General features: G+C 64.3%; 14 protein-coding genes. 12 read left to right on the forward strand and 2 right to left on the reverse strand.

Annotated elements, in window-relative coordinates:
- Nucleotides 1-9: 9 nt before the first annotated feature.
- Nucleotides 10-906: an NAD-dependent epimerase/dehydratase family protein gene (locus tag O7A05_RS05470; protein WP_337091945.1), complete on the reverse strand. Its 897-nt coding sequence runs from the start codon at nucleotides 904-906 to the stop codon at nucleotides 10-12.
- Between the two features lie 148 nt (nucleotides 907-1,054).
- On the opposite strand from O7A05_RS05470, the gene O7A05_RS05475 reads away from it, so the two are divergent.
- Nucleotides 1,055-1,993 (forward strand): NAD(P)-dependent oxidoreductase, encoded by a 939-nt coding sequence (locus O7A05_RS05475; protein ID WP_337091946.1) that lies wholly within the window; start codon nucleotides 1,055-1,057, stop codon nucleotides 1,991-1,993.
- A gap of 98 nt (nucleotides 1,994-2,091) precedes the next feature.
- Here the strand turns inward: O7A05_RS05475 and O7A05_RS05480 are convergent, their stop codons facing one another.
- Nucleotides 2,092-3,081, reverse strand: a complete 990-nt coding sequence (locus O7A05_RS05480) for a sugar-binding protein (RefSeq protein WP_337091947.1) — start codon at nucleotides 3,079-3,081, stop codon at nucleotides 2,092-2,094.
- 451 nt (nucleotides 3,082-3,532) lie between these two features.
- On the opposite strand from O7A05_RS05480, the gene O7A05_RS05485 reads away from it, so the two are divergent.
- The 11 genes from O7A05_RS05485 (at nucleotide 3,533) to O7A05_RS05535 (ending at nucleotide 13,672) form a co-directional block, all read left to right on the forward strand.
- Nucleotides 3,533-4,276: an ATP-binding cassette domain-containing protein gene (locus tag O7A05_RS05485; RefSeq protein WP_337091949.1), complete on the forward strand. Its 744-nt coding sequence runs from the start codon at nucleotides 3,533-3,535 to the stop codon at nucleotides 4,274-4,276.
- 42 nt (nucleotides 4,277-4,318) lie between these two features.
- A complete protein-coding gene (locus O7A05_RS05490) occupies nucleotides 4,319-5,317 on the forward strand; it encodes an ABC transporter permease (protein ID WP_337091951.1) in 999 nt (332 codons plus the stop codon).
- 185 nt (nucleotides 5,318-5,502) lie between these two features.
- Entirely contained in the window at nucleotides 5,503-6,330 is an 828-nt protein-coding gene (locus O7A05_RS05495) for an AraC family transcriptional regulator (RefSeq protein WP_337091952.1), read from the forward strand.
- Between the two features lie 125 nt (nucleotides 6,331-6,455).
- On the forward strand, nucleotides 6,456-6,899 hold the full coding sequence (locus O7A05_RS05500; protein WP_095770203.1) for an SRPBCC family protein: 444 nt from the start codon (nucleotides 6,456-6,458) through the stop codon (nucleotides 6,897-6,899).
- A 12-nt stretch (nucleotides 6,900-6,911) separates the two neighbouring features.
- Nucleotides 6,912-7,706, forward strand: coding sequence for an FAD binding domain-containing protein (locus O7A05_RS05505; RefSeq protein ID WP_337091954.1), 795 nt, complete (start codon nucleotides 6,912-6,914; stop codon nucleotides 7,704-7,706).
- A gap of 58 nt (nucleotides 7,707-7,764) precedes the next feature.
- Nucleotides 7,765-8,247 carry a (2Fe-2S)-binding protein gene (locus tag O7A05_RS05510; RefSeq protein ID WP_337091955.1) on the forward strand — a complete coding sequence of 161 codons (483 nt, stop codon included), beginning with the start codon at nucleotides 7,765-7,767 and terminating at the stop codon, nucleotides 8,245-8,247.
- 11 nt (nucleotides 8,248-8,258) lie between these two features.
- A complete protein-coding gene (locus O7A05_RS05515; protein ID WP_337091956.1) occupies nucleotides 8,259-9,626 on the forward strand; it encodes a xanthine dehydrogenase family protein molybdopterin-binding subunit in 1,368 nt (455 codons plus the stop codon).
- 1 nt (nucleotide 9,627) lies between these two features.
- Complete coding sequence (locus O7A05_RS05520) at nucleotides 9,628-10,632, forward strand: xanthine dehydrogenase family protein molybdopterin-binding subunit (protein ID WP_337091957.1); 1,005 nt, start codon at nucleotides 9,628-9,630, stop codon at nucleotides 10,630-10,632.
- A gap of 6 nt (nucleotides 10,633-10,638) precedes the next feature.
- The gene (locus O7A05_RS05525; protein WP_337091958.1) at nucleotides 10,639-11,520 is read left to right on the forward strand and encodes an AAA family ATPase; all 882 of its coding nucleotides are present in this window, start codon (nucleotides 10,639-10,641) and stop codon (nucleotides 11,518-11,520) included.
- 146 nt (nucleotides 11,521-11,666) lie between these two features.
- Complete coding sequence (locus O7A05_RS05530; protein ID WP_337091959.1) at nucleotides 11,667-12,785, forward strand: vWA domain-containing protein; 1,119 nt, start codon at nucleotides 11,667-11,669, stop codon at nucleotides 12,783-12,785.
- On the forward strand, nucleotides 12,785-13,672 hold the full coding sequence (locus O7A05_RS05535) for an amidohydrolase family protein (RefSeq protein ID WP_337091960.1): 888 nt from the start codon (nucleotides 12,785-12,787) through the stop codon (nucleotides 13,670-13,672). The genes O7A05_RS05530 and O7A05_RS05535 overlap by 1 nt, the downstream gene beginning before the upstream one ends.
- Nucleotides 13,673-13,823: the final 151 nt, after the last annotated feature.

The following is a 13,823-nucleotide window of genomic DNA, read 5'->3' on the forward strand; positions in this document are numbered from 1 at the left end:
GCCGCCGCCTCATGCCGCCTTGACGTATTTGCGCCAGCTGTGCTCGGGCCGGAAGCCGAGCACGTCGCGCGCTTTGCGGTTCGAAAGCAGTGTCTCATATTCGCCGAGTTCGGCCTTGACCGGTACGCCTGGATAAAAGCGCTTCAACAGCTCTGCGGTCGGCAGGTCCGACGAGGTATCGTCGTTGGCCGCGTTGAACACCTGATAGCCTAGTCCGTCCTTCTCGATGGCCCGCAAGGTGATCTGGCCGAGATCGCGCGCGTCGATATAGCTCCAGGCGATGCGCTTGCGGAAGCCCGGATCGGCGAACCATTTCGGGAACAGCGAATATTCATGCGGCTCGATGACGTTGCCGATGCGCAGCGCATAGATGTCGGCGCCGCTGCGCAGCGCAAAGGCCCGTGCCGTCTTCTCGTTGACGATCTTCGACAGCGCATATGAATCCATCGGGTCAACGTCATAATCCTCGTCGAGCGGGAAATGCGTGGGATTGCGCGGCTCGTTGGCGAAGACCAGGCCATAGGTCGTCTCGGAGGAAGCGATAATAACCTTGCGGATGCCGAGCTTCACCGCCGCCTCGATGACATTGTAGGTGCCCATCGCGTTGATGCGGAATACCTCGTTGTCGGGCGTGATCATGATGCGCGGGATGGCGGCGAAATGCACCACGGCGTCGACCGGCTGTGCCCTCAGCGACGGGTCGAACTCGTGCAGGCCCATATAGCTCGACAGCGCATTGAACACCTGCCCGCTGTCGGTGATGTCGGTGATCAAGGTGCGAACCTTCGGATTGTCGAGCGGCTTGGTGTCGATGTTGAGCACCTGGCAGCCATTTTCGACCAGATACTGAACGACATGCCGGCCGGCCTTGCCGCTGCCGCCGGTGAACATGATCCGCTTCGTCATTTTGCTCTCCACAAGGCTTGGAAATTATGTGTATTGTCAGACAATATGGTATTCCGCGGTCGCCCGCCACCCGCGATCCGCGGAAACCTTCTCGACAATAGCCCGCCGCGCGGGCGTCCATCACCACGAAAGACAGGGAAGAGACGACATGAGCACCATCGCTGCCCGCGAGAACATCGGTTTCATCGGCCTAGGCCTGATGGGGCATGGTATCGCCAAGAACATCGTCGACAAGGGCTATCCGCTCACCTTCCTTGGCCGCAAGAACCGCAAGCCTGCGGAAGACCTTCTGGGACGCGGCGCCAAGGAAGCGGCTACGTCCAGGGAGGTAGCCACTGCCTCCGACATCGTCTTCATCTGCGTCACCGGCTCGCGTGAGGTGGAGGCGATCATCCGCGGTCCCGGCGGGCTGAAGGAAGGACTGAAGCAGGGCTCGGTGGTCGTTGACTGCTCGACCTCCGATCCGGTCTCGACCACGGCCCTGGCAGCCGAGCTCAAGGCGCTCGGCGTAGACTATGTCGATGCCCCGCTCAGCCGCACGCCGAAGGAGGCCTGGGAAGGGACGCTCGACGCCATGGTCGGCGCGCCGGACGCGGTGTTTGCCAGGCTGAAGCCGGTGCTCGAGACCTGGGCCGGCCGCATCGTCCACATCGGCGACACCGGCGACGGCCACCGCATGAAGCTGCTCAACAACTTCGTCTCGCTCGGTTACGCGGCGATCTATTCGGAAGCGCTCGCCTTGGCGGAGAAGGTCGGCATCTCGCCGGCGCGCTTCGACAGCGTCATCCGAAACGGCCGTATGGATTGCGGTTTCTACCAGACCTTCATGCGCTGGACGCTGGAGGGCGACCGCGACGCGCACAAATTCACCATCGCCAATGCCTTCAAGGACCTGACCTATCTGGAATCGATGGCGGGCGCGGCCGGCATCGCCAACCCGCTCGGCAACGCTACCAAGAATTCCTTCGCGACGGCTTTTGCCACCGGTCCCGCGGAACAGTATGTGCCGATGCTTGCCACCCATATCGGCAAGCTCAATGGCGTCGATCTGATGCCTTCAAAGGACGGCGTGAAGCAGAAGATCTGAGAGCCGCCCTGCCGACCAAAAAATCGGGTGCCGGAAAAGATCAGGGGCGCCTTGCGGGCGCCCCTTTTGACATTTGGCTCTCTGGATGTAGCCGACGCCTACTTCTGGATGCAGGTGTCGGCCGTTTCCTTGGTGCATTCGTCGAGGCCGGTGAAGACCGGATCGTCGACCTTCTTGCCGCCGATGAGGTCGAGCATCACTGCCGGCGCCTTGTAGCCCATCTCGAAAGGCCGCTGGCCGACCAGCGCGGTCACCAAGCCTTCCTTGGCGATCGCCACCTCGTCGCCGATCGTGTCGGCGGCGCCGATGACGAACTCGTTCTTGGCGATCTTGTCGGCCATCGGCTTGAACAGGTCGCGATAGGGCTGCGGCGCGCCGAACAGCGGCCAGCCACCCATGATGCCGAAGGCGTCGAGCTTCGGATTGGCGGCGAGGATGTCGGTCATCGCCTGCACGCCCTTGGCGCCGTCGTCATTGGTGAACACCGGGCAGCCGGCGACTTCGGTCCAGCCGCCTTCGCCCTTCAGCGCCGCGAGGCCTTCCTTGCCCGACAGCGCATCGCGCATGCCTTGCGCGCGGCGCAGGATGTTGTCGGCCGCCGGATTGCCCTCGATCGTGCAGATCGTGCCGCCATTCGGCTTGGCCTTCTTGATGTACTCGCCGATCTTCTTGCCCATCAGGTAGTTGTCGGTGCCGAGATAGGTCTTGCGAAGGGCGGCATCTTCCTTGGTAAGGTCGGCGTCGACCGTCATAATCGGGATCGACGGATTGGCGCTCTTGATCGTCTGCGCGATCAGCGGCGCGTTCGACGGCGAGATCGCCATCGCTACCGTGTCGGGCTTGCTCAGCATATCCTGCACGATCTGCGCCTCGCCGGCTTCGTCCGAGGTCGATGCCGGGCCGGTGTAGAAGCATTCATATTCCGAGCTGGCGTTCTCCTTGTTCCATTTCTCGCAGCCCTGATGGATGGCCTCGAAGAACGGATTGTCGAGACCTTTCACGACGATGACGAGCTGTTTCTTGGCCAAAGCCGGCCCGGCCCCCAACGCCATGGCGGCGACGGCGGCAAGCAAAAGTGTTTTCCTCATATCAGTCCTCCCTTGAAACAGACGGACACCGCGTGCCCGCCACACTGATCAGCCCGGATGCATAAGAACCATGACGAGCATCTCATGATGTTCGCGTCCCGCCCCGGGCTGATAAGCATTTGCCGATCCGTCTGCCCGAACACCGACGCAGCCGAATCCTTGACCATCAAACCATCTGCCCGCCCTCGCCGGATGGACGGACGATTGGCAAAGCCTTCCTTCGAAGCTTAGCTAATATCGGCTTTTCGCCAGCGTCAATTGCTATTTGTCCTACAAAACCGATTTTTCGTCGAGTCTCGAAATTAATCGTCAGACAATTGATTGACGCCCCCGTCCGCTTTTGCCTAAATGCGTGGATGTACCGTTCCGGAGGAGATGGACGGGGCAAGACGCAAGCGGCGCCGGCGGGTTCGGTGCCCAGTTGCGCCAATAAAGGGGAGGCTTAAGGCTGGTGTCGGTTCTGGAACTCGCCAACATCTCGAAGCATTTCGGCGCCATCCAGGCGGTCAACGATGTATCGTTTTCGCTGGAAGCCGGCGAGGTCGTCGGCCTGATGGGCGACAACGGCGCCGGCAAGTCGACGCTGGTGAAGATGATCGCAGGCAATTTCCACCCGAGCCACGGCACCATGCGGCTGGACGGCAAGGAGCTTGTCATGCACAAGCCGGCGGACGCCCGCCAGCACGGCATTGAGATCGTCCACCAGGACCTTGCGCTCTGCAACAATCTGACGGCCGCGGCCAACGTCTATCTCGGCCGGGAGCTGCGCCGCGGCTTCGGCCCGTTCCGCATCCTCGACTATGGCGCGATGTACAAGCGCGCCGGCCAGCTCTTTGCCGAGCTGAAATCCGAAACGCGGCCGCGCGACGTCGTCAAGCAGATGTCAGGCGGCCAGCGCCAGGCGGTGGCGATTGCCCGCACCATGCTGTCGCAGGCCAAGATCGTGTTGATGGACGAGCCGACGGCAGCGATTTCGGTCAGGCAGGTCGCCGAAGTGCTCAATCTCATCCGCCACCTTCGCGACCAGGGCATCGCCGTGGTGCTGATCAGCCACCGCATGCCCGACGTGTTCGACGTCGCCGACCGCGTCATCGTCATGCGGCGCGGCCGCAAGGTGGCCGACAAGAACATCGCCTCGAGCTCACCCGAGGAAGTCACCGGGCTGATCACCGGCGCCATCGAACAGGTTGCGTGATCGCGCGGAACGTTGCGCCCCGCCTCTCAGGAAAGGTCGATAATGGCAGTCACCCTTGACCAGACGATCGCGCAGAAGCAGCACACCTTCGTGTCGCGGCTCTTTGCCAACCAGACTTTCTGGGTGGTGATCGCGGTCATCCTCGCCTGCCTGTTCCTGTCCGTCGCCACCGATTCCTTCGCCACGTCGAAGAACATCTTCAACATCACCCGCAACGTGACCTTCGTCGCTATCGTCGCGCTGGGCATGACCTTCGTCATCATCACCGGCGGCATCGATCTTTCGGTCGGTTCGGTGCTCTGCCTTTCCTCGATGGTGCTCGCCGTCACCATGCATGCCGGCTACTCGATTGAAGTGGGCATCCTGGCCTCGATCGCCACCGCGCTTGCGATCGGCGCCTTCAACGGCATACTCATCGCCTATCTCGGCTTCCCGCCTTTCGTGGTGACGCTCGGCATGCTGTCGGTGGCGCGCAGCCTCGCCATGGTCGCGTCCAACAATACGGTGGTCTTCCAGTTCGGACCGGACCATCAGAAACTTCTGGCGCTGGGCGGCGGCGCCTGGGTGTTCGGCATCGCCAATCCCGTGCTCTACATGATCATCCTCGCGCTGATCACCGGCTTCATCCTGCGCTTGACCAAGTTCGGCCGGCACATCTTCGCCATCGGCGGCAATGAGCATGCAGCGACGCTGACCGGCGTTCCCGTCAAGCAGATCAAGGTCGTCGTCTACATGATCTCGGCGCTGTCGGCAGGGATTGCCGGCATCATCCAGACCGGATGGCTGGGCGCCGTCACCACCAATCTCGGCAACGGCATGGAGCTGCAGGTGATTGCCGCCACCGTCATCGGCGGCGCCAATCTCGCCGGCGGCGTCGGCACCGCGCTCGGCGCTGTCGTCGGCGCCGCGCTCATCGAGGTGATCCGCAACAGTCTCGGCCTACTCGGCATCAACGCTTTCTGGCAAGGCACCTTTATCGGCGGCGCGATCATCCTGGCGGTGCTGTTCGACCGCATCCGCAATTTCCGCCGCAGCGACTGAAGCGCAACGTCCCCGTCTCCCCTTGTCGGACAAGGGACACCCTATCGCCCAGTCTGAAAATCGGCCCTGACGGACGATGCGAGACGCCCGCCGTTCCGCCGCGCCTTGACGCGCACCCGAACTCAGCCGCACAATCCCCTGTGCAGGCGAAGGGAGGCCAGTCGCCCGCGGGAGGAACGATACCCATGACGGACGCGATCAGGCTCTACTGGGGCCGGTTCGGACATGTTTCCGTGCTGAATGTCGCCAATGACTTCGTCACCCATGCCCATGGCGAGGCGCATCTCATCATCTGGCTGGAAGGCACGGCAGGCGAAATGACCATCGGCCGCGAAACGGTGCGGCTTGGGCCGGGCACCGCGGCCGGCATCAATTCGTTCCAGCCGCACAGCCACGCCCTTTCCCGCGACGGCAAGCCGGGCCTGTTCCTCGCCTTCTACATCGACCCGGACTGGGCGCGCCAGCGCCGCGACCTCCCCTCGTCGGCGCCGCTGTTCACGCAGGCCGCGATCACGCTCGAGCCCTGGCTGCACCAGGCGGCGGCGAACCTGCTCGATCACCTGGCCGACAATGAGAGCATCGACGACGTCGCCAACTACGAGATCGAGCGTTTCATCGACAGCGTGCTCGACGCGGCGGATACATCCGCGCCACAAATAGCCCGCGGGCGCATCAACACGATGCTCGATTTCCGTGTCCGCAAGGCGATCCAGCTCATGAAGGCCAATGTCTGCGAGCGCATCTCCTTCGACGACGTGGCTCGTTTGGTCGGGCTCTCACGACCGCATTTCTTCGCGCTCTTCAAGGAACAGACCAACCTGACGCCGAACGTCTACTGGAACACGCTGCGCATGGAGGAAGCCGTGCGCCAGCTGCAATGGTCGCAGGAACCGCTGATCTCCGTCGCCTGCAATCTCGGCTTCACCACCCAGGGCAATTTCTCGCGCTTCTTCCGCGACCATGTCGGCGTGCCGCCGACGCTCTATCGCGAAGCCGCAAGAGCCATGTCGTGAGCGCCTTTACAAGCTGATCCGTCGCCGCTTTTTCCGACTGGTTGATACGCCCTCAAGACGCATTGATAAGCGCCGGCCCGTCGGCCGCTCTAGCCTGCTCCCGATCTTTGCAAGAGGACCAGCCTATGGCGAAAGTCACCATCTCCAGCGTCATCGACGCGCCGGTCGAGCAGGTCTGGGCGCGCATCCGCGACTTCAACGGTTTGCCCAGTTGGCATCCGCGCATGGTGGAAAGCCATATCGAGGACGGCAAGGATGCCACCACGATCGGCTGCGTGCGCAACTTCCAACTGGTCAGCGGCGCAAGGCTGCGCGAGAAGCTGCTGGACTTCTCGGATGAGAACTTCCTAGTCAGCTATTCGATCCTCGAAACGCCGCAGCCGCTCACCAATCACAAGGCGACGCTGCAGTTGCGTCGCGTCACCGACGGCAACCGCACCTATGCCGAATGGACGGCGAGCTTCGACGCCGCGCCCGAAGAGGCCGACAAGCTGGCCGAGGGCATGGGCGCCAACGTCTTCCAGGGCGGTTTCAACGCCCTGAAGGCCCATTTCGCCGGCCAGAGCTGACGGGAGCGCGCCATGTCGCTTGCGCTACAGACTTTTTCGAGCGTGAAAGACGCCAACGCCGCGCTGCAGGCCGCCGGGACGCGTTATCTCGGCGGCGGCACACTTGTCGTGCGCGCCGCCAATGAGGGCGACGTCGCCGTCTCCAGCCTCGTGCGCGTCACCGATCCCGGCCTTTCGCAGATCGCGGTTTCCGGCGGCAAGGTCCGGCTCGGCGCTTCGGTCACCATGGCCGCGATTGCCCGCCATCCAGAACTCACCGCGCTTGCGCCGGCCGCGCGCGCCGTCGGCGGGCCGGCGATCCGCAACATGGCGACCGTCGGCGGAAATCTGTTCGCCCCTGCCCCTTACGGCGATTTCGCGGTGGCGCTGCTGGCGCTGGGCGCGACCGTCGTCACCGAAGACGGCGAAGTGCCGATCGAGACTTTTTTGGCCGATCGCGACACCAGCCGCGGCATAGTGACGGCGGTGGATGTTGCGTCGCCCAAAGCCGAAAGCGTCCGCTTCCTGAAAGTGTCGCGCGTCAAGCCCAAGGGTGTGTCGGTGCTGAGCATCGCCGCGCTTCTGCAGCTCGCGCCGGACGGCACGGTGACCTCGGCGCGCATCGCGCTGGGCTGCATGGCCGATCGGCCGATCCGCGCTTTAGCGGCCGAAAAGGCGCTGCTCGGCTGCAAGCTCGCGCCGCAGGAGATCGCGCCGGCGCTGGTGGCCGCGAGCGAAGGCATCGCGCCGATCACCGACCCGATCGCCAGCGCCTGGTATCGCGCCGAGGTCCTGCCGGTCCATCTCGGCCGGCTGCTACTTGACTAATATCCGTGGGGGACGCGCGTCTGTCCGGCCGATCCGGGCAGGCGCGCAGGGAGGAAAAATGGCAAAAGTACCTGTCCAATTCACACTCAACGGTTCTGAAAAAGCCGAGTTCGTCGAAAGCGGCACGACGCTGCTCCACGCGCTGCGCGACAAGATCGGCGACACCTCGCCCAAGGGCGGTTGCCACCAAGGCACCTGCGGCGCCTGCTCGGTCATCATTGATGGAGAACTCAGGCTCTCCTGCCTGGCGCTGGCCGAGACCTGCGGCGGCGCCGACATCAGGACCACCGCGGGTCTCGCCGAAGGCGGCGTGCTGCATCCGCTGCAGCGCGCTTTCCTCGATGCCTTCGCCACGCAATGCGGCTTCTGCACGCCGGGCATGATCATGGCCGCAAAAGTGCTGCTCGACCGCACGCCTAACCCCAGCCGCGAGGAGGTGGTCGAGGCGCTGTCCGGCAACATCTGCCGCTGCACTGGCTACGAGCCGATCATCCAGGCGGTGCTCGCCGCCGCGCGCGCCAACTCGCAGAACGCCGCCTGAGGGGACGAGCCATGGAACTGCGCAAGGATTATTTCGCCGATGTCCGCAAGGACGGCCTGCACGAGATCGGACATGGCCGCCCACGGCTCGACTCGCCGGGACATGTCACCGGCAAGACCGCCTATTTCGCCGACCGCAACTTCCCGGGCATGCTGCATCTGAAGATGGTGCGCAGCCCGCATCACCATGCCCGCATCCGCTCGATCGACACGTCTGAAGCGGAAAAGCATCCAGGCGTCGTGCGCGTGCTGACCGCCAAGGATGTGCCGCACAATGTCTACACCATCCTGATCCTGATCCAGATCGGCCCCGAGGACGAAACCGTGCTTGCCGACGGCAAGGTGCGGTGGAAGGGCGAGGCCGTGGTGGCGGTGCTGGCCGAGACCGAGCGCGCCGCGCAGGAAGCCGCCGCCAAGGTCAAGGTCGACTATGAGGTGCTCCCGGCGGTCTTCGACATGGAGGAAGCGCTGAAGCCAGGCGCGCCTTTGGTCAACGAATATCACGGCCAGAATTACTATCTCTATGACAGCGGCGAGTGCCGCAAGGTGCGCTTCAGCGATGTCGAGGCAGGCTTTGCCCAGGCCGATCACATCCTAGAACAGTCCTACCAGTCCTCGCCGATCGAGCACGCGCCGACCGAAACCACGGGCTGCGTGGTGGCGCCCGAGGGCAATGACCGCTTCACCTGCTACACCAACACGCAGGCGATGTTCTTCACCCTCGACAACACCTCGATCATCCTGCAGATGCCGGGCTCGAAGCTGCATTTCGTCGGCGGCACCGTCGGCGGCGGTTTTGGTGGCAAGGTCGACGTCATCGTCGAGCCGATCGCCATCCTCGCGGCCAAGCTAACCGGACGCCCGGTCTGTTTTATCTACAGCCGTGAGGAGGAGATGCAGATCTCCTCACCGCGCGCCGCCGAAAAGGTGATCATCAAGGACGGCGTCATGAAGGACGGCCGCATCGTCGCGCGCAAGGTGACCGGCTATACCGATGCCGGCGCCTATTCGCGCCACTCGCCCTATGGCGCGCAGAAGGGCGCCGCGCACTATCCCGGCCCCTACACGATCCCGAATGTCTGGATCGACACCTATTGCGTCTACACCAACCGCACCCCTTCGTCGGCCATGCGCGGCTTCGGCGTCACCATCGGCGATTTCGCGCTGGAGGTGCAGATGGACAAGCTGGCGCGGCTGATCGGCATGGACCCACTCGAATTCCGCTTCATCAACGCCTATCGCGACGGCGACATGAAGGCGCATCGCCAGCCGACCGAGGGTGCGGCGCTGATCGAATGCATGCAGGAAGCCTCGCGCGCCGCCAACTGGCCGGTGGCCGAAAAATACATGACGATGTCCTCCTACAGGAAGGGAGTCTGAGATGGCGATCCGGCGTGGACGCGGCGTCGCCGCGATCAACTATCCGACCGGCATGAATCTCGGCGGCGACCCGACGCAGGCGCTGGTGCATTCGACGCCGACCGGCAACTTCATGGTGACGTTGTCCAGCGTCGATCTCGGCCAGGGCATGAAGCAGATCATGGCGCAGATCTGCGCCGAGACGATCGGCGTGCCGACCGACCGCGTCGTCATCGACACCGCCGACACCGACACCGGCCCGCACTGCATGGGCACCTTCGCCTCGCGCGGCACGCACCGCGCCGGCAACGCCGTCATCCAGGCGGCCAAGGAAGCCCGCCAGGTGATGCTGGAAGTGGCCGCCGAGGAGCTGGAGGTGAACGCCTCCGACCTTGAGACCGACGGTCAGGGCAACATCCAGGTGAAGGGCGCGCCGCAAAGATCGATCTCGATCTTCGATGTCGCGCTGTCGGCGCATTTCAAGCGCGGCCGCTCAATCTCCGGCCGCGGCATGTTCCTCATTCCGCGCTCCTATCCTGAGAAAGAGACCGGCGCGATGAAGCCCTCCACCTGCTACGCCCATGCCTGCACGGTGGCCGAGGTCGAGGTCGACGACGAGACCGGCGAGGTGACAGTGCTCAGTGTGAAGAACGTCTTCGAGATCGGCCGTGCGCTCAACCCGAAGATGGTCGAGCAGCAACTGGTCGGCGGCTCCTGGATGGGCATCAGCCACGCGCTCTACGAAACGACGGAGCCCTATTATCCGAACCGCGATCATGGCGGCACCGACTTCAACCAGTATCTGATGCCGGGTCCAGGCGATCTCGCCGAGACCGAGATCATCGTCTTGGAGCGTCCTTCCGCCGATGGGCCGTTCGGCGCCAAGGGGCCGGGCGAGATGTGCGCCAACCCGCAGATCCCGGCCGTCGCCAATGCCGTCTTCGACGCCGTCGGGGTTCGCATCGACACCTTGCCGATCACGCCCGAGCGCATCCTGCGCGCTCTGAAGGCGCAGGCCGCGAGCTGAGCGGAGATGACCAGCGCCGACGCCGTTGAGGTCGCGGCTTCGCCGGAGGCGATAGCCGCGCGCCTTGCCGCTTCGCGCTACCTGGCCGACGACAGCCTTGCCACCGCGATCTTCCTGGCGATCCGCCTGGGCAAGCCGCTGCTGCTCGAAGGCGCGCCGGGCGTCGGCAAGACCGAAGCCGCGAAGGCGGTCGCCGAACTGCTTGGACGCGAGCTGGTGCGGCTGCAATGCTATGAAGGCATCGATGCCGGGCATGCGCTCTACGAGTGGAACTACCAGCGCCAGCTGCTCGCTATCCGCCATGCCGGCGAGCACGAGATCGATATCTACGACGATCGATTCCTGATCGCCCGACCGCTGCTGCAGGTGCTTCGCGCGCCGGAGCAGCGCGTGCTGCTGGTCGACGAGATCGACCGCTCCGATCATGAATTCGAGGCGCTGCTGCTCGAATTCCTCTCCGACTTCCAGATCAGCATCCCGGAACGTGGCACGATCCGCGCCGCGACGCAGCCCATCGTCATCCTCACCTCGAACCGCACCCGCGAATTGGCCGAGGCGCTGCGCCGACGCTGCGTCTATCACTGGATCGTCTATCCCGACGCCCAGCGCGAGGCCGAGATCATCATGCTGCGCGCGGGGGGCGTCGCGGAAGCCACCGCACGTGCCGTGGCCAACGCCGTGCAGGAGATCCGCGCGCGGCCTCTGGCCAAGCCACCCGGTATCGCCGAAGCGGTCGAATGGGCGAATGCCGCTACCATCCTCGAAAAGGGCGGCAGCCCATGGCCGCAAGCCTTCCGCCGCGCCATCGGCGTGCTGATCAAGGACGAGGAGGATTTGTCGGCGATCGCGCCTGAGCTGGGGAGGATTGTCGAGGAGGCGCTAGGGTGATGCGTGACCTCAACAATCCCTTCTCCCCGTTCACGGGGAGAAGGTGCCCAGAAGGGGCGGATGAGGGGCAGCGCCAACCTCCGACGTCGGCGCTGCCCCTCACCTGCCTGCCGGCATCCTCTCCCCGTGAACGGGGAGAGGACAGCTTGCCTCGTCCCGCCGCGCCGTTCCTCGGCTTCGCCCGCCTGCTGCGCCATCACGCCTTCGCCATCGCGCCGGAACAGGTGACCAGCTTCATGCAGGCCGCGACCCTGCTCGGGCCCCGCTCGATGAACGACATCCGCGAGGCGGCCCTTGCAACACTGGCACCCTCGCCCGATCGCCGCAATGAATTCGAGGCCCATTTCCGCGCCCATTTCTACGGCGATGCCAAGCCTCCGATCGAAGGCGAAGAGGAGGACGAAACCCGCGTCAAGGACGATCGCGGCGCGCGCGAGGAACAAAATCAGATCGTCCGCGAAGAGAAAGGCGGTGAGCTGTCCTCGGCGCTCGAGCAACTGAGCAGCCGCGATTTCCAGCGCGAAGCCGATGGTCTCGGCCAGTTCCGCCGCAAGCTCGCCTCCGCGCTGCCCCCGCGCCGTTCTTTCCGCACCGCGCGCACGCGTTCGCGCGGCGCGCTCGACCTCCGCCGTTCGCTCCGCGAAATCGTCAGCGCCGACGGCGACATCGCCTCGCCGCTGCTGCGCCGCCGGCAGGCCGTATCGCGAAAACTGCTTCTGCTCATCGATGTCTCCGGCTCGATGAAGCTGCACACCGCCGATTATCTCAAGCTGGCGCACGCGGCCGTGCAAGGCGCGGACCGTGCCGAAGTCTTCACCTTCGGCACCCGCCTTACCCGCGTCACCTCCGCGCTGCGCATCCGCGACCGCGAGCAGGCGCTCGCCCGCGCCGCAGCACTCGTCGACGATTGGGACGGCGGCACGCGCATGGGGCCGACCTTGCTCGCCTTCCTTTCGGTGCCGCGCTTTTGCGCCTTCGCGCGTGGCGCCTGCGTCGTCATCCTGTCCGATGGCCTGGAACGCGGCAGCCATGCCGAACTGGAGATCGCGATGCGGCGGTTCAGCGCCCGCGCCTTCCGGCTGTCGCTGGCGAGCCCACTGGCCGGCGATCCGCGCTTTCGGCCCGCAACTTCGGCGCTTGGCGCCATCCTGCCGATGCTCGACGATCTGGTCGACGGCTCGTCGCTGAGAAGCCTCACCGATTTCATCCTGTCGCTCGCCCATCCTGCGCCCGCGGCTTCAGTCGTCTGGAAAAGGATATCGTGATGCAGAAAGCCATCGACGCGCATTTCCACATCTGGCGCCAGAAGGACCAGCCCTGGCTGGTCGGGCCGATGGTGCCGCGCATCTTCGGCCCCTACGAGCCGATCCGCCGCGACTATCCGATCACGGAGTTCCTCGAGGACCAGAAAGGCTCGGGCGTCGAGAAGGCCGTTTATGTCCAGACCAACTGGGCCAAGGAGGATTTCGAAAAGGAAGTGGCTTTCCTGCAAGAGACGGCGCAAGAAACCGGCTGGCCCCACGCCATCGTCGGCTATGCCGACATGACAGTCGACGATGTCCGCCCGCAGATCGACCGGTTGATGAAATACAAGCTGCTGCGCGGCGTGCGCATGCAGCTTCACTGGCACGAGACGCCCGCCTTCCGTTTCGCCGCTTCGGCCGACCAGGTGATCGATCCGAAAGTGCGGAAGAACGTGGCGCGTTTGGAAGATTACGGTCTCTCCTTCGACCTGCAGCTTTTCCCGGCCCAGATGAAGGACGGGCTGACGCTGGTCGGCGAGAACCCCCAGACGAATTTCATCCTCACCCATGCCGGCATGCTGACCGGCATGGAGCCGGAAACCATCGAAGCATGGAAGGTGGGGCTGCACACGCTTTCGGCGGCGCCCAATTTCTACGCCAAGCTGTCGGGGCTCGGCACGTTCGTGCACCGCAACGATCCGGAGCTCATCGCCTACATAGTCGACAACGCGATCGCGATCCTCGGCAGCGACCGGCTGATGTTCGGCTCGAACTTCCCGATCGAGAAGCTCTGGACCAGCCATGCCGAGCTGATCAAAGCGCACCGCGCGGCGGTTGCAAGGCACGGCGCCAAGGCGGAGGCGGATATCTTCTGGAATACGGCCGCGAAGGTGTATCGGCCGGTGTAGCGCGGCTTCCCCTTCTCCCCCTGTGGGCCTGTTGCGTAATTGGCTGGTTGTGATTCCCTGAGAAGGAAGCTCGGAGGGAATCGCAATGGCGGTGAAGCAGACGGGGCAGTTGAGCCTGGCGGAAGCATTTCTGGGCCAGAAGCTTGCAGGT

Origin of the sequence: Mesorhizobium argentiipisi (SeqCode), assembly GCF_037179585.1 — a bacterium.
Taxonomy (GTDB): Bacteria; Pseudomonadota; Alphaproteobacteria; order Rhizobiales; family Rhizobiaceae; genus Mesorhizobium; species Mesorhizobium argentiipisi.

Coding starts and splice junctions, on each gene's coding strand:
- O7A05_RS05495 (WP_337091952.1), top strand. CDS start 5,503: ATGACGGACGCGATCAGGCTCTACTGGGGCCGGTTCGGACATGTTTCC.
- O7A05_RS05515 (WP_337091956.1), top strand. CDS start 8,259: ATGGAACTGCGCAAGGATTATTTCGCCGATGTCCGCAAGGACGGCCTG.
- O7A05_RS05505 (WP_337091954.1), top strand. CDS start 6,912: ATGTCGCTTGCGCTACAGACTTTTTCGAGCGTGAAAGACGCCAACGCC.
- O7A05_RS05490 (WP_337091951.1), top strand. CDS start 4,319: ATGGCAGTCACCCTTGACCAGACGATCGCGCAGAAGCAGCACACCTTC.
- O7A05_RS05500 (WP_095770203.1), top strand. CDS start 6,456: ATGGCGAAAGTCACCATCTCCAGCGTCATCGACGCGCCGGTCGAGCAG.
- O7A05_RS05535 (WP_337091960.1), top strand. CDS start 12,785: ATGCAGAAAGCCATCGACGCGCATTTCCACATCTGGCGCCAGAAGGAC.
- O7A05_RS05475 (WP_337091946.1), top strand. CDS start 1,055: ATGAGCACCATCGCTGCCCGCGAGAACATCGGTTTCATCGGCCTAGGC.
- O7A05_RS05470 (WP_337091945.1), bottom strand. CDS start 906: ATGACGAAGCGGATCATGTTCACCGGCGGCAGCGGCAAGGCCGGCCGG.
- O7A05_RS05520 (WP_337091957.1), top strand. CDS start 9,628: ATGGCGATCCGGCGTGGACGCGGCGTCGCCGCGATCAACTATCCGACC.
- O7A05_RS05510 (WP_337091955.1), top strand. CDS start 7,765: ATGGCAAAAGTACCTGTCCAATTCACACTCAACGGTTCTGAAAAAGCC.
- O7A05_RS05525 (WP_337091958.1), top strand. CDS start 10,639: ATGACCAGCGCCGACGCCGTTGAGGTCGCGGCTTCGCCGGAGGCGATA.
- O7A05_RS05480 (WP_337091947.1), bottom strand. CDS start 3,081: ATGAGGAAAACACTTTTGCTTGCCGCCGTCGCCGCCATGGCGTTGGGG.